Genomic DNA, 25,702 nt, shown 5'->3' with positions numbered 1-25,702 from the left:
ATGTAACTTAAGGTCGGATCAATGACTCCAGCAATTAACCTGTGCCGCGAGCGCGGCATTGATATCGTGGTTCATGAATTTCACCACGATCCAAACAACACCAACTATGGGCAGGAAGCTGCACAAGCACTGGGTATCGAAGCGGACAGAATTTTCAAAACTTTGATGGTCGCGGCCGATGCGCGTACATTTGCGCTCGGTATCGTGCCCGTTAGTGGCACGCTTGATCTCAAGCACATGGCGACTGCAATGGGCGTGAAAAAAGTGGCGATGGCAGATGCTAAAGTGGTGCAAAGCCGCAGTGGCTATCTCCTTGGTGGCGTCAGCCCATTAGCGCATAAGCGTCCGTGCCCATTATTTCTCGATGAGAGCGCGCAGTTATACGATACGATTTTCGTCAGTGGGGGAAAGCGCGGCTTGGATATTGAAATTGCGCCTGATGATCTGCTCACCTTGAGTGATGGGGTATTCGCTGATATCGCTTGCTTTTAGTTTTGCAGGAAAGTGGCGTAGTTATGGGGCGTTTTGCCCCATTTTTCTTAGCCATCACAATTTGCATCTTTAATTGGTAAAGGAACGAGCCCTTGCGGGGTAATCTCGCGCAGCAGCATCGTACAAATGGACTTGACAGAGCCGTATCGATCTGTTTTTAAGTCTATTTGATAATCTTTACCTTCTTCCGGAACGAAGCTACCCGAAATACCGCAGCGTAGCGCCGTTTCAGGTGTGGGCACCAAAGCTATGGCAATTGGCTGATTGGCCACGACGTAGAATTCACCGCTATCTTCCAAGTCGATATGTTCAGGGTTAGGCATGCCCAGAGAGCGGCCGCGATAACCTCTACTACCGACAATACCACCAAAAATACTGCCCGCACCCGGCTTGCCCCATGCAGAGAGAGAAAGGCAATCCGTGTTTGGTACGCCTTTGATGAGCATATTTGCGGTAATGCGCAAGCGTGCGCGAGGTCCATCTTCAGGTTCGGCCATTTTGATGAACTGAGTGGCGATGCTGGCGCAGCCAAACAGGCATAAGATGCCGAGGTAGGCGAGTGGTTTTTTCATTATGGTTATACTTTATGAATGATCAGGTTTGAAAATTATACAGTAGCTGCTTAAGGAAAGCGCTACGGCTTCTCATGGCATGAGTTACCCAGCATACTGAATTTGCTTTGTTGCATCAGGACAATTGCTATTTGCCCAATGGTTTTTAGGGCGTGAGGCAATGGATTTTTGGGGTTTGAATCTGTCGTGACTGCAATTCAATTTTTTTGCCAAGCCGTTATAATCGCTTTCTTTTTTAAAAATGAGGCATAAATAACAATGAAAGCAGCTTTATTATTGGTCGCGACCAATCTCGGGGTAATGGCGGTGCTTGCAGTGATTTTGCAAGTGCTCGGCATTAACCAAGCATTGGCTGAGCAAGGCGTTGGTAGCGTTGGCTTCCTCGCCTTTGCCTGTATTTACGGCTTTGCCGGTTCTTTTATCTCTTTGATGATGTCCAAAGGTATGGCTAAGCGGCAAATGCGCGTGCAGGTGATTGATCAGCCGCGTAATGAAAGCGAGCGTTGGCTGGTTGAAACTGTTCGTCGTCAAGCGCAGCAGGCTGGTGTCGGTATGCCGGAAGTGGGTATTTTTGATCACCCTGCACCGAATGCCTTTGCCACTGGTGCGAATAAGGATAGTGCGTTGGTTGCTGTAAGCACCGGCCTATTACAGCACATGAGCGCTGATGAAGTAGAAGCTGTACTTGGGCATGAGATGGCGCATGTCAGTAATGGTGATATGGTGACCTCAGCGTTGATTCAAGGCACGATCAATAGCTTTGTCATTGTGTTCGCTCAGATTATTGCATCATTGCTCAATCGTGGTAATGATGGGCGTGGCAATAGCGCGGGCTACTTTGCTACCTACATGATTTTACAGACTGTACTCGGCTTCCTCGGTACGCTGGTAGTGATGTGGCATTCGCGCCATCGTGAGTTCAAAGCCGATGAAGGCGGCGCAACATTTGCTGGAAAGCACAAAATGATTGCCGCACTGCGTGCCTTGCAGCGTGTTCAGCAGCAAGGCGCACAAGGTGCACTGGCACAAGATTTTAAAGCCTTTGGCATCGTGCCGATGAATGGATTATTCTCCACTCATCCCCCTCTTGAAAAGCGTATTGCTGCATTGGAGGCGATGCGTTAATGTTATCTGGTAACACTCATGTAATAATCGATAGGTAAAGTGCTAATCGTGGTGTCAGGGACGATGCCACCTTTTAAGGTTATGATTATAAATAAAAAGCGGATCGTTTGATCCGCTTTTTTGATGTTGGCAGAAGTATTTGTTATGCGCTGCGTTGAGTCGCTTCATCGCGCATAGCTGCTTCGAGTGCAGCAACACTTTCTTTGGCTTGTGCGACTGTTTCGGCGGCAGCATCCAAATACATTTTGACTTTCGGTTCCGTCCCTGATGGGCGGATGATGACGCGTGAGCCACCTTCGAGCTGGAAAACGAGAATATTGCTCTTTCGCTCTGTTTGCTCGTGGTCGATAAATTCAACCACATCCTTGCCAGCAATGGCTTTTGGTGGCTCGGCACGGAAGGATTGCATTAGTGTGCCAATTTGCTTGAGATCGGTGACGCGAATGGATACTTGGCCACTGGCATAAGCGCCAAAAGTCTCAGCAAACTCGCGGCGGTGGTCAGCGAGCGTCTGTCCGCAGCCTTTGAGCTTGATGATCAGATCGAGGAATGCAAGTGTCGCGGAAATACCATCTTTATCACGGACTTTTTCCGGATCAACCAAATAGCCTAGTGCTTCTTCATAGCCATAAAGTAGCTCGGGTGCGCGGCCAATCCATTTAAAGCCGGTTAAGGTTTCTGCTGAGTTGAGGCCATAGTGTGCCGCGACTTTTGCCAGTGCCGGGCTGGAAACCATCGAGCAAGCAAGAGTGCCTTTTTTGCCGGCTGTTTCAGCGCGGCGAGCAGCTTGCCAGCCAAGCAGACAGCCGATTTCATTGCCGTGCAAGCTGTGCCATTGGCCATCTTCATCAGGTACGGCAACAGCGAGGCGGTCGGCATCCGGGTCGTTGGCAATGATAAATTCAGCACCGACTTTTTCGGCTGCTTCGATGGCGAGATCAAGCGCGCCCGGTTCTTCAGGGTTGGGAAAGTCGACAGTTGGGAAGGTTGGGTCCGGTGTACATTGAGCTTCGACCAAAGTTGGTTCATCAAGCCCTGCGGCTCGGATAGTGCGCAGAAGGGTTTCGCAGCCGACGCCATGCATCGCGGTATAAACGTAGTTAAGTGGCTGTACAGGATGTTTGATCTGTTTGATGGTCTCAGCGATATAGCGCTCGACGATGCTGTCATCAAGTTGCTCATACACTTCACTGCGTGGGATGTCGTTCACGGATTGATTGGCTGCAACTTCATCAATGGCAGCGGCGATGTCTTTATCCGCAGGAGGTACGATTTGTGCACCGGCATCTTTTCCGCCAAGATAGACTTTGTAGCCGTTATCAAGTGGTGGGTTGTGGCTGGCTGTGACCATGACGCCTGCGGATGTGTCCAAGTCGCGAATTGCGTAGGCGAGTACGGGGGTTGGTAATTGCGCAGGTAAGAGCAGGGTACGGATGCCGGCTGCTTGCATGATTTCGGCAGTATCACGTGCAAAAACGTCAGAGTTTTTACGTGCATCACAGCCAATGACGATGGATGGCTGATCGTAGTTGGCATTTAAATAGTTGGCGAGGCCGGCAGCCGTTTGGCTGACCAACACGCGGTTCATCCCGGAAGGGCCGGCCATCAATGGGCCGCGCAATCCAGCAGTGCCAAACTGTAAGCGAGTGGCAAAGCGCTTTTCAAGCGTTGACAGGGCGTCGTTATCCCCTTTTTTTGCCTGCTCGATCAACGATGCCAATTCATCGTGCGTTTCTTGGTCTGGGTCTTGCGCCAGCCATGCGTTTGCGGTCTGGATCAGCTTTTCCTGTTGCATGATATGCTCCTTCTTAACTTTGGATTATTATCGTTTTTTAGGGGTAATCGAGCAAGGAAAAAGCATTTTTAGTGTGCTTTTCTCATGCTATGCTCATGTTTTATTCATTGGGATGAAATGATGCAGTTTTCAAGCTTCGGTGAAAAATTTACCGCTCAGTCAGGTATCTTGCGCTTAATGGCGGATATCGGCGAGGCTCAGGCTAGTGGTAAGACGTTTAATATGCTCGGTGTCGGGAATCCGGCTTCTATTGCCGCAGTGAATGCGGTGTTTGCTGAGGTTTATCAGCAAGCAGGGGAAAAGATTCTTGATAATATTGCCAGCTATGCGCCGCCACAGGGAGACAGTGAGCTGATTGCAGCGTTAGTCAGCTTTCTCAATCGCCATTATGGCTGGGGTATCAGCGAAAAGAATGTGGCGTTGACCAACGGTTCGCAAAATGCTTTTTTCTATCTCTTTAACTTGTTTGGCGGTCAGTTCGCTGATGGGACGCAGAAAAAAATATTGTTGCCTTTAGCTCCTGAATATATTGGCTATTGTGATGTGCACGTTCAGGGTGTTCACTTTGCGGCAAGTCAGCCTCATATCAGCCGTACTACCTACCGGGGTATGGATGGATTCTTCAAGTATAAAGTGGATTTTGATGCTTTGGCACAACATCCAGACCTGATTGCAGGCAATATTGGCGCGATTTGCTGCTCACGGCCAACCAATCCGACCGGAAATGTACTGACTGATGAGGAAATGGCACGTCTCGCAGCGATGGCACGTGAGCACCATGTACCGCTGATTATCGACCATGCCTATGGCATGCCTTTCCCTAATATCGTGCAGACTGACGCGACAATGCATTGGGATGAGAATACGATATTGTGCTTGAGTTTGTCGAAGCTGGGTATGCCGGGGCTGCGTTGCGGCATGATTGTGGCAGATGAAAGTGTGATTGAAGCGGTGACTGCACTTAATGCGATCATTAATCTCGCCCCGACGCGCTTGGGCGCGATGCTGGCAACGCCATTGCTGCAAGATGACCGAATCAAAGTGCTGTCTGATGAAGTGATCAGGCCTTATTACGCAGCACAGACGGATTTTGTGCTCGAATTATTGCACAAGGCATTTGCTGACTTGCCTCTGATGATTCACCAACCAGAAGGTGCCATTTTTTTGTGGTTGTGGTTCCCTGATTTACCAATCACAACTTCCGAGCTCTATGCCCGCATTAAGGCAAAAGGCACGATCGTTATACCTGGTGAGTATTTCTTCCCCGGGATTGATATTGCTGATTATCCGCATGCGCATGAGTGCATCCGTATCAGTATTGCGCAATCGCATGAGGCGCTGGAGGCTGGAATTGCTGATATCGCTGCGGCTGTTCGCGACGTATATGGATAACCTTGGCCGCACAACTGAGTGCCGCACTTAATTGTGTTCGGCGTTGTATCAAGTATTTGGATGCCAAAAATAAAGCCCCATAAGTAAACAAGCTTATGGGGCTTTGTGTTGTGTCGTTAATTTATAGGGCAGCAGGTGCTTCAAATAAGGTAACGACTTCTCTAACTCCAGACACGCGGCTTGCAATTCTTGCAGCTTCTTGTCCTTCTTGTGCTGTAACCAAGCCGAGTAGGTACGTTGTGCCGTGCTCAGTGACGACCTTCACCCGAGTTGGGTCAAAACCTGGAATATTAACGTCGAACATTGCGGCTTTAACTTTTGCCGTCTGCTTGGCATCGTAGGCGCGCTCCAGAAGCGTGCTGGCACGACCGATGATGATGCGGTTATAGACGTTTTTAACATTAGGCTCGGCTGAAGCGATGTTGCCAATTGCCTGACGAACCTGCTCACTTGCCGCTTCTCCGGTCAGTAGAATATTACCGTTGTAGCCTGTGACGTTTACATGGCTTTGATCAGCAAGAGGGGAGTTTTTGGCAATAATGGCATTTATCTTAACCTCGAGTGCATTGTCATCGACGATCGAGCCGGCAGTGCGGCGGTCGTGAACGACACTTGCTGTAGTCGTTGCGCCGCCAAGCAGAACAGGCACACATGCTGAGAGCAGGCAAGATGCTGCAACGAGAGGGAGAAGATAGCGTAGTGGTTTCATTGGCAATATCCTTATAATGCGGTAGAGAATTTTTACAATAATAGCACCGATCAATTCAATACGGTCAAATCTGCATGTTTACAGTTAGATGGCATTACTGAAGTTTTATGCGGCCAGCTTCTCTGGCTTACCTGCAAACCAGCCGATTGTGAGTTGCAGTGCATTGACGATCAGCAGCGCATATATTGGTATTTGCCAGCCTCCGCTAGTCTCATATAGCCAGCCAGCCGCGACTGGGCCAATTGCCGCAATCGCATAGCCCACAGTTTGCCCCATGCCGGATAAAGCAGCGGATTGGGCAGCTGTCTCGCCGCGCATGGCGAACAGCATCAAGCAGAAGGTAAAGCTGGCGCAGCCGCCAATACCGAGAATGGTGGTGAACAGCCACATTAATGATGTAGGTGCAAACCAGACGCCAGCTATACCGGTAAAAATCAGCGCTGAAGCACCAGCCAGCAGGTGATCCATTCGGCTGTATCGTTCGCTGAGTGGTGAGATCAGCAGGGCGGTCGGAAGGGCAATGAGCTGGAACAAGGTATTGTAATAACCGGCTTCCGTTTCGGAAAATCCACGTGCTGCAATGATGGTCGCAAGCCATGCAACGAGAGTGTAGAACATCATGGATTGCAGCCCGGTGTAGAGGCTGATTTTCCACGCCAGCGCACTGCGCCATACATTAAAAGCAGGGTTTGCTGGAGATTGTGCTGGTAAGTTACGCTGGTGTTGCTGGCTGCGGATTTTCAGCCAGACAAAAAAAGCTGGGATGGAGAGCAGAGACCATACAGCCAACGCCCACTGCCATCCGGCTACCTTGGCGATAGGTACGGCAAGTGCTGCTGAAAGTGCTGAAAGAATGCTGAACGAGAACATTTGTAGTGCCGTCATGCGCTGGATGCGCGATGGCTGATCGCGCTTGATCGCAGCAGCAAGTAGCACATTACCCATGGTAATACCGGCGCAAAGAATCACCGTGCCGAGCATGATGGTCCATTCACTGGCAAACAGCGAGCGTAACAAGCCACCAGCGGCAATTAGAATCAAGCCTGCGAGAATGGTGTTTTCAAGGCCAAAGCGCCGTGCCAATTTAGCAGCAAAAGGAGAGCAGGCTGCAAATGTGAGGACTGGCAGGGTGCCAATCAAGCCCATGATTGTTGGTGTTGAGTCGATGGCGCTGCGAATGGTTTCAACCAAAGGCCCAACGGCAATAATTGGCGCACGCAAATTGGCTGCGAGCAAAATAACAGCAAGGCTGAAGAGCAAATAAGGGCGCTGGTTCATAAGATCAACGGCTTTGTCATGATGGAAACTAGAGCATCGATTTTAGCATAGAGTGCTGTCATACGATGTCATTAAACGAGGGTGCTTTCAGTGGGTAATTAAGAAAAATGATATTTATAAAATTATGATTTTTCTACAAATACCCTTATTTCTATCAAAATTTTCACCGACTTTATCTATACCATCTTTGGATAGTATGTGCGTGCTGGCCTAAGCTTTTAATCAGATTTCGTGCTAGTTTTTGCCTCTACCTTCAGAACTTATATATCCAAGTGCATCACTTCGTACAGTACTAAGTTTTATTCCCGATATCTGTGTAAAGCAGATTATTGCATTGGGTAGTCAATTAAAAATTATCTTAAGCCTCATGTATGGTGTGATACTTCCCGCAGTGAATGGGATTAGGGCTCTTTAGACGATACAATACGCATTTATTTCACTCGGAACTGGTATGGAAATTATTGCAACGGCTGTGACGCTATTTTTAATTATGGATCCGCTCGGTAACTTGCCTATATGGATGAGTGTGCTGGCGAATGTGCCGCAGCGCCGCAGGCAGCGTATTATCGTGCGCGAAACACTGATCGCATTGGTCATTATGCTGCTGTTCCTCTATTCAGGCTCGGCGGTACTGAAAGTGCTTAACCTTTCGCGTGAAGCAGTTGCTATTGCTGGGGGGCTGGTTCTATTGACCATTGCCATGCGCATGATTTTTCCAATGCGTGGCGGTGGTGGCGTGATGGGGGATGATGATACTGATTCTGAGCCGTTAATTGTGCCGCTGGCGATGCCGTTACTCGCCGGCCCGTCTTTGCTTGCGACCCTGATTCTATTGGTTGAAAATGATCCACAGCACTTTTCGAGCTGGCTATATGCCGTACTTTTGGCATGGTTTGTGTCTGCCATCATTTTGTATTTTGGCGTGTATCTCTATCGCGTGCTGGGGCATCGTGGGCTAAAGGCAATTGAGCGCTTGATGGGGATGATCCTACTCGCAGTCTCAGTTCAGATGCTGCTCAATGCCTTTACTGACTACGTTCATAGTGTCTAAGCGAAGCTTTTAATCCCCAAGCTTGCGCAGGAATGCATCAAACAAGCCGGTAATTTGAGCCGTTGCTTGGTGGAGGACGTGATCACCTGCAATCAGGTGTAGCGTTGCATCAGCTTCGCGTGCGTAGCGCACCGAATGTTCGTAGAGAATCACATCATCATCCCAGCCATGCACAATTTCGGTGTGCGGCAAATCTGTTGGGTAGGTGCGCTGCTGGTATTGCGGTACGTAGAGTGCAGGTGCAATCAAAAATAGGCCGCGCAAGTCCTGACAGTGTTCGGCAGCAAGCACCGATGTATAGCCACCCATGCTTGAGCCAACCAAAACCAAAGGCTCACCAATATCTTTAACTGTGGCAATCAGGCGTTTGAGGCGTTCGTCAGGGTCTTGAGTGTCGATGTCATTGACGCGGTGGGTGGTGTGCCCTAATGCTTCTGCTGTGCGGGCTAGATAGACGATCTTTTTGGCGTTGGCCGAGCTGCCGCGGCCGTGTGAAAGGATAACGTGCATGGTTGTTTGCCTGTATAACTTATCTTTCTGAATCATACCGTATTACAGCGTCGATGGCATAGCCGCTACACGGCTCTGAAGATGGCTTGAGTAGGGCGATAAAGCATCAGCGAAGTTATTTTCAATTAAGATGCATGCTGAGGTGCGAATAGAATACTCATGTGAATGACGAGCCAATTCGGAGCAGTCAAAATGGATGAATTAATGCAAGAAACGAAGATTTTAGACTATGCCCACCCTGAGATTCAGGCGTTGATTGCGCAAAAAAACTGGCGGCGATTGAGCGAAATTGAGCGGGTTAAGTCTATTTACAACTTTGTGCGAGATGATATTGAGTTTGGCTATAACGCCAGTGATGATATTTCCGCTTCAAAAGTTTTGGCAGATGGCTACGGGCAATGCAACACTAAAGCAACTTTATTGATGGCACTGCTTCGCGGCGTTGGCATTAGAAATAGATTGCACGGATTTACGATCGATAAGGCATTACAAAAAGGTGCAATTAGCGGGATTTGGTATTACTTTTCACCCAAAAATATTCTGCACAGTTGGGTCGAAGTGAATGTAAATGATACGTGGTACAACTTGGAAGGCATTATTCTGGATAGAAAATATTTGAAGGCACTACAAGCGATGTTTACTGACTGCAAAACAACATTTTGTGGCTTTGGCGCTTATACGGATAACTTCGCCAATCCTAATGTCGATTGGGACTTGAATGACACCTATATCCAAGACAAAGGCATTAATCAGGATTTTGGATTGTTTAATACGCCTGATGCGTTTTATGCCAAGCATCAGCAGAAATTAAGCCCACTAAAACAGTGGATTTATAGCCATATCGTCAGACATCAAATGAACAAAAATGTGAGAAAAATTAGAGCGAAATTATGGCAGGTAGAGGGCGAAAAGTGATCGTGATTTACGCAATTGGTGACGTTGGCATCTTTCGCTTTGTTGTCTGAGATTGCTTTTTGTCGGGGGCAGTCTGGGGGCGATTGATATTCAAGGGCAGCCCCCAAGTTTTTACTGAGTCATTTTTGCGTCAGTTTGTGCCACTGTATGGCTGAAACAGTACGGTGGCACAACACTGAATAGAGGTTTAGCTTAGCTTTGCCAGTGCTGCTTTGAGCTGCTGGTCGAGGTCGTTGTCGATGAGTTTGTCGTCTTGGAATACCTCATAAAACTTGGGTACGGAGACGGTCGCGACGACTTCGCCATCAAAGAACGGCAGCATTTTCTCGGTAATGGAAAGCGCTGATTGTGCGCCGCCAGCGCCGGGTGAGGTCGCGAGCAGGATGATTTTCTTCCCTTGCAGGAAAGGGCGGTTATGGCGCGATAGCCAGTCGATTTGGCTTTTGAAAAAAGCACTTGGGCTGCCGTTATGTTCAGCAAGGCTGATGATCAGAGCGTCGGCGGCGGCAATTTCATCATGCAGACGCTGTACTTCGCCGGGAATACCGTGCTCATTCTCGTGGTCAGGATCGTACAGCGGAATATCGTAGTCGGTCAGCTTGATCACTTTGGTATCGCCACACAGTGATGCGGCGTAGCTCACTAGCTGGTGGTTGATTGATGTGCTGCTGTTACTGGCAGCGAAGGCGAGAACGGTCATTTTTGCTCCTGTTGTTTAGCGGCGGCAATCGCGCTGGTAATGGCTTTTCTTGCTTGTGGGCTGTTGCGCCAGCAGCTACTACCGGTCAGTTCGCTGCCGCGGTAAAGAATATCGTCAACATCAGCATTTGCCAATTCCTCAAGACGGGTAAAGCCCATCATTTCCAGGCGCTGGATGACGGTATCACCAACGCCTTTAACGGCACGCAATATGGTTTTCTCTTGCTCAGGAAAGCCCGTTGTTTGCGTCTTCATCTTGCTCAATGGCTACGTCGTCTTGCGCAGCCTCTGCTGCTTTGGCAGCAGGTGTGGCGTTGCTGCTTTTGGCCAGTTTGTCTAGCGTGGCATTGATGAATTTGTAGCTATCCTCACCGCCGAATTGCTTGGCGAGTTCGACAGCTTCATTGATGCTGACGCTGGGGTGAATGTCGAAGCGCTGCTTGATTTCATACGCACCGATCCACAGTATCGCGCGCTCGATGGGGTCGAGGAATTTTGGCTGGCGGCTCATATAGTCGCTGTAGGCGGCTTCGAGGACGTCGTTGTGCTCGCAGATATAGCCGTAAGCATCGTCAAAATAGTGCTGGTCAACGTCGCCGGTTTGTGGGTCAGTGAGGCGGTTTAGATAGGCTTGGCGCGGTTCGTCGCCACTGATTTGCCATTGATAGAGGATTTGCAGCAGCTGGCGGCGGGCGCGGCTGCGCTGTTCGATGGCTTGTCTTTTAAGGTTGGGCGCTTTACTCATGGTGTCCTTCGGGGCTTATTTCATTAAAAATTCAATTGTTGTGGCACTAAATGGCTGATAAGCCTTAGTTGATTTGACGCAGCAGACTAACCATTTCAATGGCGGCAAGGGCAACTTCGGCACCTTTGTTACCGGCTTTGGTACCTGCGCGCTCGATTGCTTGTTCGATGCTGTTGGTGGTAAGTACGCCGTTAAGGACTGGTAGGTCGTGCTTAAGTGCGACTTGCCCAAGGCCTTTGCTCGATTCATTGACGACGACGTCAAAGTGCGCTGTTGAGCCGCGGATGACGGCACCAAGGGCGATGATGGCTTCGTAGCGTCCGGTGGCTGCGAGGCGTTGTGCAGCGATAGGGAGTTCGTGTGCACCGGGTATGTAGATGACATCAATATTACTGAGCTCAGTGCCGTGGCGCTTGAGGGTGTCGATGGCGCCGGCTTCGAGTTTGCTGACGATGAGCTCGTTGAAGCGTGAGCAGATGATGGCGTAGCGTGCGTCTTCAAGGACGAAGTCGCCTTCGATGCGGTTGACTTGCTGATTCATGGTTATTCCTTGTTCTTTATTATTCGGGTTGGATGAATTCGCTGACTTCTAGCTGGTAGCCAGAGAGCCCGGTGAATTTATATGGCGTTGAGAGTAGGCGCATTTTGCTTACGCCTTGGTCGATAAGAATTTGTGCGCCGATGCCATAGGTGCGTAGGTCTTGCTCTTGGGCGCGTTTCGGCGGTGGGTCGTTGTGGGTGAAAGCGTGCATTCGCGCAAGAATGTCATTATTAGTGTGTGCTTCGTCGATGACGACGATGATACCGTGTGGTTCTTGTGCGAGGCAGGTAAGGGCATCATCAATACTATATGTGCGTTCACTGAGCTTGGCGTGGAATAGGTCACCGAGGGCATTTTGTACATGGACACGCACAAAGGTCGGCTGATCAGCTGGGATAGTCCCTTTGACCAACGCGTAGTGCAGGGTTTCATCGAGAATGCTTTGGTAGGCGGCGAGTTTGAACGTGCCGTATGCAGTGGGCAGTTCGCATTGTGCAACTTGGGTGACGGTTTGTTCGCGTTCGAGACGGTAGGCGATGAGGTCAGCAATAGTGCCTATTTTGAGGCCATGCTCGGCGGCGAAGATTTCAAGGTCAGGGCGGCGTGCCATGGTGCCATCATCTTTAAGGATTTCGACAATGACGGCGGCTGGTTCGCATCCGGCAAGGCGGGCAAAATCGCAGCCCGCTTCGGTGTGCCCTGCGCGGATTAAGACACCGCCTTCGCGTGCAACGATGGGGAAAATGTGGCCGGGCTGGACAAGGTCGGTGGGTTGAGCATTTTCGGCTACAGCAGCTTGTATGGTGCGTGCGCGGTCATGCGCTGAAATGCCGGTAGTGACGCCTTCAGCAGCTTCGATCGATACGGTAAAGTTGGTCGAGAAAGCCGAGGCGTTGTTGGTCGCTTGCGGCCACAACTTGAGGCGGTCGCAACGCGCTTGCGAGATGGTCAGGCAGACGAGGCCGCGCCCGTATTTGGCCATGAAGTTGATCGCTTCGGGGGTGATGTGTTCGGCAATCATCATCAGATCGCCTTCGTTTTCACGGTCTTCATCGTCCATGATGATGACCATTTTTCCCGCTTTGAGGTCGGCGATGATTTCTTCGGTAGTGTTGAGATTCATGCTGGTGTCCGCTGTGGTTGGGTCAGTAGCCGAGGTCGCGCAGGCGATCAAGCGTAAGTTCGCCGCTGTCGCTCGGGCTGATGAGCAAGCGCTCGACATAACGTGCAATGAGGTCCACTTCGAGATTGACCTGTTGGCCGCTGTGATAGTTGCCTAGTGTGGTGCGGCTCAGGGTGTGTGGCACGATATTGACGCTAAACTGTTCGCCGTCAACGTGGTTGACGGTGAGGCTGATGCCGTCGATGGTGATTGAGCCTTTCGTGGCAATGTAACGGACGATGTTACGTGGGGCACGAAAGGTAAGGCGCTCACTGCGTGCGTCGCTATGGCGCTCGACGAGTTCGCCGATGCCGTCAACGTGGCCGCTGACAAGGTGACCGCCGAGTGGGGTAGCAAGTGTCAGCGCAGATTCGAGGTTGACGCGGCTGCCGATGGCGAGGGCGCCGAGGGTAGTGTGGGTCAGGGTTTCAACCGAGACGTCGGCACGGAATTGCTGTGCAGCGAGATCGACGGCAGTGAGGCAGACGCCGTTGACTGCGATACTGTCGCCAAGCTGAGTTTGGCTGAAGTCGAAGTTGGGGGCATGGATGGTCAGGGTTTGATCGTCGCCATGTTGCGTGCGTTCGCTGAGCGTGCCAGTGCAGGCAATGATGCCGGTAAACATAATCTTGTCGTCTCTGTTTTTAAAGCGTGTTCAGCAGTCGGATTGGTCGGCGCGAGTTAGGATGAAGCGCCAGTCGTCACCCAAAGCACGGCTGTCTGATATTCGGTGGGCTATTTTATCAGATAAGACGGCCGGTGGGGCAGCGTTGAGCAATCCGCGGGCACCATCGCCGAGAAAAAAAGGTGCAAGATAAAGGATGATTTCCTGATACAGCGCAGCCGTGTAGAACGCACCGGCAAGCCCAGCGCCAGCCTCAACCCATACGCTGTTTATTTGTCGTGCGCCGAGTTCGTCGAGTAGGGTCGTAAGTGGGACTTTTCCAGCATCGCTGGCTGGCAGGCGCAGCAGTTCAACGTGCGCAGGATAATGTCGCTCCGGCGCGGTAGTTGTAGTGGCAATGAGGGTAGGCAGTCCATCGCTAAGTGCCGCAGCAGTAGAGGGCGTGCGTAGTTGGCTGTCGATGATGACTTTGAGTGGTGGATTGGCAGTGAGCTTGGTCGGATAGCGTGCGCTGAGGCGTGCGTTGTCGTCGATGATGCTACCACAGCCGGCAATAATCGCGTCACTACGCAAGCGCCAGTAATGTGCATCGTGGCGGGCGGCTTCTCCGGTAATCCACTGGCTTTCACCACTTGGTAAGGCGGTTTTTCCATCCATAGTTGCAGCCATTTTCAAGCGGACGTAGGGGCGCTGGTGGGTGATGCGGTAGAAAAAAGCACGATTAAGATCGTGAGCTTCTTTTTCGAGGATACCGCATTGGGTGGTAATCCCTGCTGCTTCGAGTAAGGCGATGCCTTTGCCCGCAACCAATGGATTTGGGTCTTGGGTGGCGATGACGACATGGGCGATGCCAGCGTCAATCAGTGCTTGCGCACATGGCGGGGTGCGGCCGTAATGGGCGCAGGGCTCTAGAGTGACATAAGCGGTTGCGCCGCGTGCTTGTACGCCGGCTTGGCGCAGGGCGTGGACTTCAGCATGTGGCTCACCAGTGCGCTCATGAAATCCTTCGCCGACAATTTGCCCGTTGCGCACGATGACGCAGCCAACGGCCGGATTGGGGGCTGCGGAAAATTGGCCGCGCTTGGCGAGTTCGAGTGTGCGCTGCATGTAGGTTAGATGCATAAAGAATGTGATGTCAGATTATGATGGTTAAGTATGGCAAATTTTGCACGATTCAATGCAGGATTTGTTCATCGATAAATAAGGGTAATATTTTTTATCAAAAAATGCATAAAAAATTATAAATGTTCAAATTTTGATTTTAATTCCAAAACAACAGCATAAGTTCAGTTTATCAGATTTTTGTTGTTGTGAATGGTTCTTGTTTATTGACATGCCAGCATCAGTTCCGTAGTCTTTTTGAGCATTTTCGCTAAATGCATCTAAATCTCATGCGTATTCATACACCATCTGGATCGTTGGGTGATGATCTTGTCGTCGGTATTAGTCGGCCAAGATGCAATGTGTAGTGTTGGTGATATTTTCTGTATAGGGTTGGATGCTTGGCGCACAGAAAAGCATGCGACTGGACTCATGCTTTTGCCATGCTGATTACAAAGGAACGACTTCGTGATCAGCGCTTTTTTGTTTCTACAGGATGGAGGATACATGTCAACATCACGACAATTTTTGTCAAACCCGTTGCGCAGTGCGCTGAAAAAAGCGATTGCTGCGAGTATGTTTGCTGCTGCGGCAATGCCAGGCGTCAGTCAGGCTGCTGAAGGTACATTGCTGGTTCAGCTCAATGATTATGAAGGCTACGAAGCATTTTATGCGATGTATTTGGTCGATCCGGAAGGTCGCTATGTGCGCACTTTGTGGGTTGCTGGATCTAAGCCACAATTCTTTAAAGATATGCCACGTTGGTGGAAGTACCTTGGTCGTGCACCGCAGGACCTTGATGCGATTACTGGCGCTTCCGTCGCTCCTGGTGACCGTGATGTGATCCGTATTGATCTCGATGATGATATTCTCGATGCAGGCTATAAAATCCGAGTCGAAACTTCGGTCGAGAATCAAAACAACTACCCAGAGGATGTGGAAGTCGAGCTGGATTCTGAACACATGAAGGACAAAATTCCCGGTACCGGCTACATTCGCTATTTCCGCTACAAGTGGGAAGACTGATTCCATGATGCAAGCGTAACTGACGGATTGTAGCTTATGTGGCGCAGTATCCACTCATGGATTGGATTGCTCGGGGCATTGTTGGTGATGACACTGGCTTTGACCGGCACAATACTCTCTACCCAGCCGCTTTATCAGGCATATACGACAGATAGTGCGGGCAGTGATGTTTCGGTAGCGGATGTGATCGAACGCATCGCGACTGCCAACAAACGCATTGAACCGCAACGCCTGAAAATATTGCCATCTGGTGAAGCAAAGCTGAGCTATTCGCGCAACAGTCGCTTGCGTGAAGATACACTGGCGCTCGATAGCGGCAAGTTCGTACGCGGACAAAAAGAGCCTGAGCTATACGTGTTTGTGCGTGATCTGCATCGTTCGTTTTTGCTCGGTGAAAATGGCCGTTTGCTACCTGCAGCTGGCGGGATCGTGATGACGGTGCTGTGCTTGTCCGGCATATTTTTGTTGCTGCGTCGTCTGGGTGGCTGGAGGCAGTTTTTTGACAGCATTTCCTTGCGTGGTGCGGCTAACCAGCATGCATCCTTTGGCCGCTGGGCGCTGTTGCCACTAGTCTTGACTGCATTGACGGCACTTTGGCTATCAGCTGTGACGTTTAATCTGGTCTCCTCCGGGGAGGATAAGCCGCCAGCGTATCCGGAAAGTCTTGAAGAGCTTGACTACGTTGATCCATGGACGTTGCACGGTTTACAGGAAATACCGATCACTGATGTCAGGGAAGTCGTTTATCCGATCCCTGATGACTGGTTTGATGTATGGACGGTGCGTACAGCAAGTGAATATGTCTTCATAGATCAATTCACCGGAGATGTACTCTCACGCGAATCATTACCCGTTTTAGCGAAAGTCATGGATTGGGTGATGTTTTTCCATACTGCAGAAGGCTCGGTCGGCTGGGCGGTGGTGCTGTTCTTCTCATCGCTGAGCGTACCGTTTTTTGCCGTGACCGGAGCGATCGTTTGGTGGCGCAATAAACGCAAGGGCAAAGGCCGGATCAAGAATAACGCCTCGGCTACGACGGCAACAACGCTGATCGTGGTTGGTTCAGAAGGTGGCAGTACATGGGGCTTTGCCAAGGCATTGCACCGTGGTCTGCACGCAGCCGGTGAACGGGTGCGTATTATCGAGATGAACGCACTTGGTGTGGCCTATCCTGAGCTCAAGCGGGTTTTGGCACTGACGGCAACTTATGGCAATGGTGATGCACCAAAGTCAGCAGGGCGCTTTCTGTCTCGCTTGGAAAAAATGCACAGTGAAGGTTTGCACTATGCTGTACTGGCTTTTGGTGACAAGGCTTTTCCTGAGTATTGCGCATTTGGGCAAGTGGTTGAAGCAGCAATGGCAAAGAAATTTGCCGCACCGTTGTTGCCATTGACCAAAGTAGATAAACAGTCGGCGCAGACTTTTGAGCATTGGTGTGATGATCTGGGCAAAGCGCTTGATTTACCACTAGATGTGCATTACGAGCCGAAGCGGCCAAAAACGCGTACCCTGACCCTCACATCACGGGAAGTGTATGGTGAAAGCATCGGTACGAAGATTGCCGTCTTGCGCTTTAGTGCGGACAAGCTGCCTAAATTCCGCCCTGGAGATCTGGTCGCTATTTATCCGCCAGAATGTAGCGTGCCGCGCCTGTACTCTATCGGCTCGGATGCGAAGCATGATGGCTATCTGGAAATTTGTGTGCGCTTGCAAGAAGGTGGGTTGTGTTCACCGTGGCTATGTCAGTTATCTGATGGGGCGACGATTGAGGTAACGGTAGAGCGTAACGATCGTTTCCGCATGCCATCGCGCAGGCCGGTAGTGATGATCGGTGCAGGTACGGGCATTGCACCATTTACCGGCATGATTCGCCTGAATAACGCAGCTCGCCCATTTGATTTGTATTGGGGAGGGCGACACCCCGATGCGGATGCGCTATACGGCAAGGAAATTGGTCAATGGCTGGAAAGCAAGCGCTTGCATCACTGCGTTGTGGCGTGGTCGAGGATCGGCGAACGCCATTATGTTCAGGACAAAATCCGTGCGGACCACGATCATCTGCTTGAGCGCTTGCGTAGCGGTGCGACTGTCATGGTTTGTGGAGGGCAGGCAATGGCATCCGCCGTGCGCAGCGAAATCGAACAGCTTGCGAGCGAACTCGGTACATCCGTGAGTGAACTCAAGCGCCGCAATCGCTATCTGGAAGACGTTTATTAATGTATTTATCGAAAACACTACGCCAAACTCAACAGGAGAATATTATGCGTACATTCAAACTTTCTTTACTGGCTCTGTCTATCGGACTGAGCGTATTTAACACTGCACTGGCTGATAACCCTATGCTAGATGGGGACTACTGGAAAGATGCCGATTTGGCAAAAGTCCAACAAACTGTCGCAGAAGGTAATAACGTTACCGACATGGACAAGAAACTCTACACACCACTGATGAACGCATTGCGCAATGGCGCAAGCGTTGAAGTTGTAGACTATCTGATCGAGCAGGGTGCGGATATTAACCGTATTGGCCACGATGGTCGCCCCGCCATTTTCTGGGCGGCTTCGGGATCGGATTTACCTGTAGTACAGCACCTCATTGAACTTGGTGCTGATACTAGCGTGCGTGATGCTTCAGACCGAAGTGTACTTGGCTACGCAGCCTTTAGCCAAAAAGATCCAGAAGTGCTGAAGTATCTCATCGATCAGGGCTTTGACCCGAATGACGTTGATGACAGTGGCCGTAACGCTGCATTGTGCGCCGCCTATTTGAACCCGAATCTCGACGTCATCAAGTACCTCGCTGAAGTATCTGATATTGAAGCATTGAATGATGATGGCGAAAATGCATTCTTGCTCGCTGCTTACCGCAACAAAAATCCGGAAGCGGTAGATTGGGTACTTGAGCGTGTTGGCGGTAAAGACAGTAAAACCGAAAAAGGTGAAGATGCGCTTTCCCGTGCAGCAATCCGCAACAAGCTTGCTGTGGTTGAATACTTGATTGATCAAGGCTTTGATCCAAAAGACACCACAGATGAAGGTCGTGATGCGCTGTCACAGGCAGCCTATCGCAACTCTGCTGATGTTGTCGGTAAATTTATCGAACTGGGACTGGACGTTAACCGTGCAGACAACAAAGGCAAAACACCACTGATGTATGCGATCCATCGTAATGATCCGGAAGTCGTTAAGCTGCTGCTCGACAATGGTGCAGACGTTAGTGTTGTTGATGAAGATGGCAATACAGTGCTGATTGAAGCAGGTAACCGTAGCCGTAAAGGCAGTGATGAAATTGTTGATATGCTGATTGCCGCTGGCGCTGATGCTACAGCTGTCAATGAAAAAGGCACAAATGCGTTGGTTGCTGCTGCACGTAACGGCCATAGCCTTGCTTCGTTGCAAAAGCTGGTTGAAGCTGGTGCAGATGTCAACGCGGTTGACCGTGATAAAATGAGTGCCCTGATGTATCTCGCTCTGAAAGGGGACGATGCAGCAGCTGTTGAGTTCCTGCTCGAATCTGGTGCAAATACAGACTTCGCTGATGACTTTGATGATACAGCTGCAGACATGATCAAGGAAAACAAAGCGTTGGCTGACAGCGATGTGGCCAAAAAACTGGCACAGTAGATCCATAGTGATGCTCTGCAAAATATTGCGCCATGATTTTGTTTGACGGTAGAGCTGTTTTGCAGAGTATTCTTGCCATTCGCCAGCCTTTCGGGGCTGGCGATTTTGCTTAATTTGGAATAAATATATGACCGATCATCAACATACTGATCATGCAATCCACCACGCCGCCGGTATCGTCATGGGTGGCCCGTGGCAATTACGCCATGTGCCTGTGCCCGGTATCGATAGTGAACAAGTCGCTAGTGCTGCACTTGATGCATTGAGTAGCGTGGATCGGCAGATGTCCCACTACAAAATGGAGTCTAATTTGATGCGCCTAAATCGGGCACCCAAAGATATTTGGGTGGAAGTGGCTGCGGATATGGTTGAGGTCATGCGTGCAGCTGCGGAGATGCGCGAATATACTCATGGTGCACTTGATGTCGGGCTTGGTCAGGCAATAAATGCATGGGGGTTTGGCCCCGAGCCAGCACCACAAAGCAGGCCGGATCAGGTGCGGCTATCTACTGGGCAAGGCCGAGATTACAGCTGGCAAACAGAACCACCGGCAATTAAAAAGCATCATGATCGCAGTTATAATTTATCTGCACTAGCCAAAGGCTTTGCTGTTGATCGAGCTGCGCAAGCTGTGCGAGCGCTGGGTGTGCGTGATTTTCTCGTTGAGGCGGCTGGTGAAATCTATGCGCAGGGGCAGCGTCCAGGTGGTATGGCTTGGCAAGTTGGCCTTGAGTTGCCAGTGCCGGGCAAGACGCTCATATACGGGCATATAGCCCTTGATAACATGGCAGTTGCAACCTCGGGCGGCTACCGAAAGCATCACCGTATTGACGGTAAGACAGCGATCCATACCTTTAATCCGCAAACGGCTACGCCACTGGAAAGTGATCTATTGGCAGTGAGCGTCATGGATAAAAGCTGTATGCGTGCTGATGCACTGGCGACAGCGTTATTTGTGCAGGGTGGGCAAGCTGGTTCGGCATTTGCCGATAAGCATGATATTGCTGCATTATTTCTACTGCGCACAGACGATGGAATCTGCGAAATACGCTCACGGCGTTGGATGGACTATCTTGCCGTGTGTGATGATCAAGATCACAAAACTACGAAAGAATAGAAGGATAGTCTAACTTATTGCCTGCACGAGTGTGTCAGGTCAATAGACAGGCTTTACGGGTTATGAGATATCGTCTGCTTGGCGAATCTCGCTGATCAGCTTTTGGAAAGCTTCGACGTCTGCAAAGCTGAGGTAGACCGAAGCGAAGCGAATATAGGCAACGTGGTCGATGTCTTTTAGGCCATCCATTACCCATTGCCCGATCAATTTTGAAGGAACTTCACGCTCACCGTAATGGCGTAGCTTTTGCTCTATTTGGTCAACAAGTGTATTCACTGTATCGATACTGACCGGACGTTTTTCCACCGCACGCAGTAATCCCGCGCGCAGTTTATCGTGAGAAAACTGCTCGCGGTTACCGCTTTGCTTGATGACGAGTGGCAAAGCAATTTCTGCGACTTCATAAGTCGTGAAGCGGCTGGCGCACTCTGCACTCAAGCATTCACGACGTCGCCTGACTTTATCCCCTTCAGGGGTCAGGCGACTATCGATGACTTTGGTTTCTTGATGTCCGCAAACCGGGCAAAACAAAGTGCGTTATCCCGGCTTATGAGTAAACGGGAAATTCAGCGCACAATGCACTGACTTTTTCACGGACAGTCTGGATGACTTCTTCGTTGTCGATGTCGTCCAAAATATCGCACATCCATGTTGCGACTTGCTTGCATTCGTTTTGCTTGAAGCCACGCGTGGTGATCGCTGGCGTTCCAATGCGGATGCCGCTAGTGACAAATGGTGATTGTGGATCGTTTGGTACGCTGTTCTTGTTCACAGTAATATGTGCCCGACCCAGCGCAGCATCAGCGGCTTTACCGGTTAGCTCTTTTTTGATCAGGCTGATCAGCATCAGGTGGTTTTTAGTACCGCCGGAGACGACATCATAACCGCGAGCCATAAAGACTTTTGCCATGATTTTCGCGTTATCAACCACTTGCTCTTGATACTGGCGGAAGCTTGGATCAAGTGCCTCTTGGAATGCAACTGCTTTAGCCGCGATGACGTGCATCAATGGGCCGCCTTGAATGCCTGGGAAGATAGCAGAGTTGAGCTTCTTCTCAATATCTGGGTTGGATTTTGCGAGGATGATACCGCCGCGAGGGCCACGCAAGGTTTTGTGTGTGGTTGAGGTGACGACATCTGCAAATGGGATCGGATTAGGGTAAACACCGCCAGCGACGAGGCCAGCAAAGTGTGCCATATCAACCATAAGATAAGCGCCGGCGCTATCGGCTATCTGGCGGAAGCGCTCGAAGTCCAGTACTTGCGAGTAAGCAGAGTAACCGGCAATAATCATTTTGGGCTGATGTTCTTCGGCGACACGCTGCACCTGATCGTAATCAATTAAGCCTGTTTTGCTGTCGAGGCCGTAGTGGACAGCATTGTACGTACGACCTGAAAAGCTGACTGATGCACCGTGGGTTAAGTGGCCACCGTGGGCAAGATCCATGCCGAGAACAGTGTCGCCAGCTTCGAGCAAAGCAAGGAAAACAGCAGCGTTGGCCTGCGAGCCAGAATGCGGCTGGACGTTCGCATAATCGGCACCAAACAGGGTTTTGACTCGTTCAATAGCGAGGCTTTCGACTTTATCCACATGCTCGCAACCGCCGTAGTAGCGCTTGCCCGGATAGCCTTCGGCGTATTTGTTGGTCAGGCAGCTGCCTTGTGCTTCCATCACGCGTGGGCTGGCGTAGTTTTCTGAGGCAATCAGCTCGATGTGGGTTTCCTGACGCTTGGCTTCAGCGTTAATAGCCGCGTCGAGTTCGTCATCAAAGCCTGAGATGATCATGTCTTTGCTAAACATAGCAGTGTTCCGTATGGTTGGTTATTAAGCAGTAGGCGGCATATCTTAGCGCTTTCGCTACTTTAGGGCAATGTGCTGGAGGCTTGATTGTCAATGCTGTGAAAGTTGGTGTGGTGGTGGAAGAGATAGAGTAGTGCTGTAGCGGTTGCAGCAAGCCCGATGCCAAGGCCCGTCCATACGCCATAAATACCAAAATCTAGCACCAAGCCAAGTAGCCAGGCAGTAGGTATGCCAATTAGCCAATAGCCAATAAGCGACCATTTGAGTGGTGTGACGGTGTCGTTTAGTCCTCGTAAAATACCGGAACCGATGATTTGCCCGGCATCGAATATTTGCAGTAGCGCAGCAAACCATAACCCATGTACGGCAAGTTGGAATGCGGTTGCGCTTTGTGCTTCGCCAGACATTAGCGCGCGGATAATGTGTTCGGGTATCCACAGATACAGCGCTGCAATCAGTATGCAAGGTAGAAGCGCCAAGGTGATTGCTGTGCGTGCTTCAATATGTGCTTGTTGCCAAGCTTTGTGTGCAAAGGCTTCGCTGATGTGTATTGATGCAGCATGGGAGAAGCCAGCTGAAATCATGAATACCATGAAGATGACCTGATTAACGATAGTTTGTGCGGCGAGCGCATCAACGCCAAGTGTACCTATCATTAGTGCGAGTACTGTAAAGAAGCTTGCTTCGGCAACGTTGGTCAATGCAACTGGCAATCCGAGGCGAAATACAGCACCAATTGCCCACCGTTCAAATGTGATCTGTGACAGATGTAGCCAGGGTTTCAGCTTTTTGTCTTGCTGTAGCATGACGTACATAATTAGCAGAGATGCGCTTAGCGTAAACAGGGTGCTTATCGCAGCACCACGGAAGCCCAGTGCTGGAAAGCCGAAATGACCAAATACCAGTACGTAATTAGACAATATACTCAGTACGATAGATGAAGCCATCATCCAAAATAATGGTCCGGGGCGTTTTAATCCGGTGCTGAAATGGCGCAGAGCCTGAACAAGTAATGCTGGCAGCATGGCTGGTGCAATAATGGCAAGAAAAGCGCTGCATTGCACGATGACTTCAGGTGACTGACCAGCCCAGCGCAGCAATATAGAAATATTGTAGAGCAGTACTATAAATAATAGGGAGCAGACTATAGCCCAAAAGATTCCGGCACCGAGCAGTGCATAGATGCGCTTTGGGCCACCCTGACTCAGAGACTCCTCTGCAGTGAGGTTACTTAAGCCAGTGACCACACCTGCTCCTGCGGTACGGAATTGGTTAAATAAGGCAATTGCCAAGCCACCGGCTGCCAATTCCATTGCACCCAGTGCGCCAAGTACAACAAGGTCAATTGTAGTCAGGGCTACATAGGCGATGTTGGTTGCGATCAATGGCAATGCCAGTGTCAGCATCGGGCGGATGTTAGATAGGATTGAAGGCATGGTTGTCTTTGCCAAGTTGTATTTTTGTGGTCGTTTAAATACTTAAATATGGCAATGGTATTTTGGTGGTTGGAATGCAGATTATGCCAGATACGGTGTGTTCAATACCACTAAGGGAACAGTGGTTCAAAAGGTGTCAGAGTATGGCAGCTTTATGAAGCTGGTCTGCGAGTTCATGCCAGTAGAAGAAATGGCGATGAAGATGGTCGCAACTCTTCTTTTTTATGAAATGGTCGTGCTGTTGACGTATTGCAGGAAGCAAATGGGTCATTGGGAAAGAGCGCCTACCGTAGTTGGTAGGCGCCATGATTGAGTTACTTCCAGCTGTCGCGTAGGGCAACTGTGAGGTTGAAGACCAGTTTGCTGTCTGTACTGTCCGGGTCGATGGTGTAGTAGCCCTGACGCTCGAATTGATAGACAGTGCCGGCATCTTCCGCAGCAGCCGGTTCGGCTTTGGCGTTGTCGAGGATGGTCAGCGAGTCCGGGTTGAGCGTATCAAGGAAGTGGTCGGCTGCCATTGGGTTGGGCTGATTGAACAGTAATCCGTATTGGCGTACTTCAGCATCTTTGGCGTGTGCGGCGCTGACCCAGTGAATAACGCCGTTAGGCTTATAGCCTTCGGGGTTTTTGCCAAGAGTGGCCGGATCGTGGCTACACTTGAGTTCAGTGACGTTGCCTTTTTCGTCGCGGATGACTTCATTACAGGTGATGACGTAGCTGCCGCGTAGGCGTACGGCTTGCCCTTCGGCGAGGCGCTTCCATTTTTTTGGTGGATTATCGCTGTAGTCTTCACGCTCGATGTAAAGGACGTTTGAGAATGGGACTTCACGTTCGCCCATCTCCGGGTTTTGCGGATGGTTGGGCAGGGTGAGCATTTGCTCGTGGCCTTCATTGAGTGTGGTGATGGTGACTTTGATTGGGTCAAGGACGACCATGCGGCGTGCAGCATTTTGGTTGAGGTCGTCACGGATCACTGATTCAAAGTGGCTCATGGCAACGGTGCCATCGGCTTTGCTGATGCCGATTGAGCGACAGAAATCACGCAACGCTTTGGGGCTAATGCCGCGGCGGCGCAGACCGGCAACAGTTGGCATACGCGGGTCGTCCCAGCCGTTGACATGGCCTTCGGTGACCAGTTGGATCAAGCGGCGCTTGGAAAGAACGGTATATTCGAGGTTGAGGCGCGAGAACTCGATCTGCTGTGGATGGCACGGGGTATCGAGTGCGTCGAGATACCAGTCGTAGAGTGGGCGGTGGTCTTCAAATTCGAGGGTGCACAATGAGTGGGTGATGCCTTCGATCATATCCGATAGGCAGTGGGTGTAGTCATACATTGGGTAGACTTTCCACTGGTCGCCAGCATGGAAGTGCGCAAGGTGGCGGATGCGGTAAATGACGGGGTCACGCAGGTTGATATTTGGTGCAGCCATGTCGATTTTGGCGCGCAGGACGTGCTCGCCATCGGCGTATTTTCCAGCGACCATGTCGTCAAACAGCTTGCGGTTTTCTTCGACACTGCGTTCGCGGTAGGGGCTGTTAGTGCCGGGCTCAGTGAGGGTGCCACGTTGGCTGCGGATGGTTTCGCCGTCCTGTGAATCGACATAAGCAAGGCCTTTGTCAATCAGCTGATAGGCGTAGTCGAGCAGTTGTGCGAAATAGTCAGATGCGTGGTGCAGGTTCGCCCATTCAAAGCCGAGCCATTGGACGTCTTTTTTGATCGCGTCCATATACTCGACGTCTTCCTTGGCGGGGTTGGTGTCGTCAAAGCGCAGGTTGCAGTGGCCTTTGAAGTCTTCTGCCATACCAAAGTTAAGGCATATGGATTTAACGTGGCCTAGGTGCAGGTAGCCGTTAGGCTCCGGTGGAAAGCGAGTGGCGACTTTGCCGCCATTCTTACCGTTACTGACGTCTTCTGTGATGATGTTTTTAATGAAATTGGCTGCTGCGGGGGTATCGCTCATGGTGTTTGCCTGTACCGATGCTAAAA

At 50.5% G+C, this 25,702-nt stretch carries 25 protein-coding genes; 9 read left to right on the top strand and 16 right to left on the bottom strand.

Translation table 11 applies throughout. From position 1 onward, the window contains the following. Positions 1–21 precede the first annotated feature (21 nt). Positions 22–492 carry a Cys-tRNA(Pro) deacylase gene (ybaK, locus tag KRX19_09395; protein ID MBV7435236.1) on the top strand — a complete coding sequence of 157 codons (471 nt, stop codon included), beginning with the start codon at positions 22–24 and terminating at the stop codon, positions 490–492. Positions 493–539: 47 nt separating this feature from the next. On the opposite strand, the gene KRX19_09390 is transcribed toward ybaK, so the two are convergent. Then, positions 540–1,064, bottom strand: coding sequence for a hypothetical protein (locus tag KRX19_09390; GenBank protein MBV7435235.1), 525 nt, complete (start codon positions 1,062–1,064; stop codon positions 540–542). Positions 1,065–1,322: 258 nt separating this feature from the next. Between KRX19_09390 and htpX the strand changes: the two genes are divergently transcribed. Beyond that, positions 1,323–2,189 carry a protease HtpX gene (gene htpX / locus KRX19_09385; GenBank protein ID MBV7435234.1) on the top strand — a complete coding sequence of 289 codons (867 nt, stop codon included), beginning with the start codon at positions 1,323–1,325 and terminating at the stop codon, positions 2,187–2,189. Between the two features lie 142 nt (positions 2,190–2,331). On the opposite strand, the gene KRX19_09380 is transcribed toward htpX, so the two are convergent. After that, positions 2,332–3,984: a phospho-sugar mutase gene (locus KRX19_09380; protein ID MBV7435233.1), complete on the bottom strand. Its 1,653-nt coding sequence runs from the start codon at positions 3,982–3,984 to the stop codon at positions 2,332–2,334. A 117-nt stretch (positions 3,985–4,101) separates the two neighbouring features. Here KRX19_09380 and KRX19_09375 point away from each other — a divergent pair, with 117 nt between their 5' ends. Beyond that, positions 4,102–5,376, top strand: coding sequence for a valine--pyruvate transaminase (locus tag KRX19_09375; protein MBV7435232.1), 1,275 nt, complete (start codon positions 4,102–4,104; stop codon positions 5,374–5,376). A gap of 121 nt (positions 5,377–5,497) precedes the next feature. On the opposite strand, the gene KRX19_09370 is transcribed toward KRX19_09375, so the two are convergent. Both KRX19_09370 and KRX19_09365 read right to left on the bottom strand, forming a co-directional pair. Continuing rightward, positions 5,498–6,085 (bottom strand): BON domain-containing protein, encoded by a 588-nt coding sequence (locus tag KRX19_09370; protein MBV7435231.1) that lies wholly within the window; start codon positions 6,083–6,085, stop codon positions 5,498–5,500. 105 nt (positions 6,086–6,190) lie between these two features. Then, positions 6,191–7,363 carry an MFS transporter gene (locus tag KRX19_09365; GenBank protein MBV7435230.1) on the bottom strand — a complete coding sequence of 391 codons (1,173 nt, stop codon included), beginning with the start codon at positions 7,361–7,363 and terminating at the stop codon, positions 6,191–6,193. 451 nt (positions 7,364–7,814) lie between these two features. Here KRX19_09365 and KRX19_09360 point away from each other — a divergent pair, with 451 nt between their 5' ends. Beyond that, a complete protein-coding gene (locus tag KRX19_09360) occupies positions 7,815–8,414 on the top strand; it encodes an NAAT family transporter (GenBank protein MBV7435229.1) in 600 nt (199 codons plus the stop codon). A 9-nt stretch (positions 8,415–8,423) separates the two neighbouring features. Here KRX19_09360 and KRX19_09355 read toward each other — a convergent pair whose 3' ends face one another. Then, the gene (locus KRX19_09355) at positions 8,424–8,924 is read right to left on the bottom strand and encodes an alpha/beta hydrolase (GenBank protein ID MBV7435228.1); all 501 of its coding nucleotides are present in this window, start codon (positions 8,922–8,924) and stop codon (positions 8,424–8,426) included. A gap of 192 nt (positions 8,925–9,116) precedes the next feature. Here KRX19_09355 and KRX19_09350 point away from each other — a divergent pair, with 192 nt between their 5' ends. Beyond that, positions 9,117–9,839, top strand: a complete 723-nt coding sequence (locus KRX19_09350) for a transglutaminase family protein (protein ID MBV7435227.1) — start codon at positions 9,117–9,119, stop codon at positions 9,837–9,839. Between the two features lie 187 nt (positions 9,840–10,026). On the opposite strand, the gene KRX19_09345 is transcribed toward KRX19_09350, so the two are convergent. The 7 genes from KRX19_09345 to ribD form a co-directional block, all read right to left on the bottom strand. Beyond that, a complete protein-coding gene (locus KRX19_09345; GenBank protein ID MBV7435226.1) occupies positions 10,027–10,539 on the bottom strand; it encodes an NAD(P)H-dependent oxidoreductase in 513 nt (170 codons plus the stop codon). Further along, on the bottom strand, positions 10,536–10,793 hold the full coding sequence (locus KRX19_09340; GenBank protein ID MBV7435225.1) for a recombinase RecA: 258 nt from the start codon (positions 10,791–10,793) through the stop codon (positions 10,536–10,538). Before KRX19_09340 ends, KRX19_09345 begins: the two co-directional genes overlap by 4 nt. After that, positions 10,765–11,283 carry a transcription antitermination factor NusB gene (gene nusB, locus KRX19_09335; GenBank protein ID MBV7435224.1) on the bottom strand — a complete coding sequence of 173 codons (519 nt, stop codon included), beginning with the start codon at positions 11,281–11,283 and terminating at the stop codon, positions 10,765–10,767. The genes KRX19_09340 and nusB overlap by 29 nt, the downstream gene beginning before the upstream one ends. 64 nt (positions 11,284–11,347) lie before the next feature. Continuing rightward, on the bottom strand, positions 11,348–11,824 hold the full coding sequence (gene ribE / locus KRX19_09330; GenBank protein ID MBV7435223.1) for a 6,7-dimethyl-8-ribityllumazine synthase: 477 nt from the start codon (positions 11,822–11,824) through the stop codon (positions 11,348–11,350). Between the two features lie 19 nt (positions 11,825–11,843). Continuing rightward, complete coding sequence (gene ribB / locus KRX19_09325; GenBank protein MBV7435222.1) at positions 11,844–12,947, bottom strand: 3,4-dihydroxy-2-butanone-4-phosphate synthase; 1,104 nt, start codon at positions 12,945–12,947, stop codon at positions 11,844–11,846. Between the two features lie 22 nt (positions 12,948–12,969). Further along, positions 12,970–13,611: a riboflavin synthase gene (locus tag KRX19_09320; protein MBV7435221.1), complete on the bottom strand. Its 642-nt coding sequence runs from the start codon at positions 13,609–13,611 to the stop codon at positions 12,970–12,972. Positions 13,612–13,641: 30 nt separating this feature from the next. Next, positions 13,642–14,733, bottom strand: coding sequence for a bifunctional diaminohydroxyphosphoribosylaminopyrimidine deaminase/5-amino-6-(5-phosphoribosylamino)uracil reductase RibD (gene ribD / locus KRX19_09315; protein MBV7435220.1), 1,092 nt, complete (start codon positions 14,731–14,733; stop codon positions 13,642–13,644). Positions 14,734–15,219: 486 nt separating this feature from the next. Between ribD and KRX19_09310 the strand changes: the two genes are divergently transcribed. The 4 genes from KRX19_09310 (at position 15,220) to KRX19_09295 (ending at position 20,478) form a co-directional block, all read left to right on the top strand. Beyond that, positions 15,220–15,738 (top strand): DUF2271 domain-containing protein, encoded by a 519-nt coding sequence (locus KRX19_09310; protein ID MBV7435219.1) that lies wholly within the window; start codon positions 15,220–15,222, stop codon positions 15,736–15,738. A gap of 36 nt (positions 15,739–15,774) precedes the next feature. Continuing rightward, complete coding sequence (locus KRX19_09305) at positions 15,775–17,955, top strand: PepSY domain-containing protein (protein ID MBV7435218.1); 2,181 nt, start codon at positions 15,775–15,777, stop codon at positions 17,953–17,955. Positions 17,956–17,999: 44 nt separating this feature from the next. Beyond that, complete coding sequence (locus KRX19_09300) at positions 18,000–19,361, top strand: ankyrin repeat domain-containing protein (protein ID MBV7435217.1); 1,362 nt, start codon at positions 18,000–18,002, stop codon at positions 19,359–19,361. A gap of 127 nt (positions 19,362–19,488) precedes the next feature. Then, positions 19,489–20,478: an FAD:protein FMN transferase gene (locus tag KRX19_09295; GenBank protein MBV7435216.1), complete on the top strand. Its 990-nt coding sequence runs from the start codon at positions 19,489–19,491 to the stop codon at positions 20,476–20,478. A 60-nt stretch (positions 20,479–20,538) separates the two neighbouring features. On the opposite strand, the gene nrdR is transcribed toward KRX19_09295, so the two are convergent. The 4 genes from nrdR to KRX19_09275 all read right to left on the bottom strand — a co-directional run bounded on the left by nrdR (position 20,539) and on the right by KRX19_09275 (position 25,676). Continuing rightward, complete coding sequence (gene nrdR, locus KRX19_09290) at positions 20,539–21,009, bottom strand: transcriptional regulator NrdR (GenBank protein ID MBV7435215.1); 471 nt, start codon at positions 21,007–21,009, stop codon at positions 20,539–20,541. A 16-nt stretch (positions 21,010–21,025) separates the two neighbouring features. Further along, entirely contained in the window at positions 21,026–22,279 is a 1,254-nt protein-coding gene (locus KRX19_09285; protein MBV7435214.1) for a serine hydroxymethyltransferase, read from the bottom strand. Positions 22,280–22,341: 62 nt separating this feature from the next. Then, positions 22,342–23,715: an MATE family efflux transporter gene (locus KRX19_09280; GenBank protein ID MBV7435213.1), complete on the bottom strand. Its 1,374-nt coding sequence runs from the start codon at positions 23,713–23,715 to the stop codon at positions 22,342–22,344. Between the two features lie 314 nt (positions 23,716–24,029). Further along, the gene (locus KRX19_09275) at positions 24,030–25,676 is read right to left on the bottom strand and encodes a glutamine--tRNA ligase/YqeY domain fusion protein (GenBank protein ID MBV7435212.1); all 1,647 of its coding nucleotides are present in this window, start codon (positions 25,674–25,676) and stop codon (positions 24,030–24,032) included. Between the last annotated feature and the right edge of the window lie 26 nt (positions 25,677–25,702).

The organism is Cardiobacteriaceae bacterium TAE3-ERU3 (assembly GCA_019218315.1).
Classification (GTDB): Bacteria; Pseudomonadota; Gammaproteobacteria; order Cardiobacteriales; family Cardiobacteriaceae; genus JAHUUI01.
This window is presented reverse-complemented; position numbering and strand designations above follow the sequence as displayed.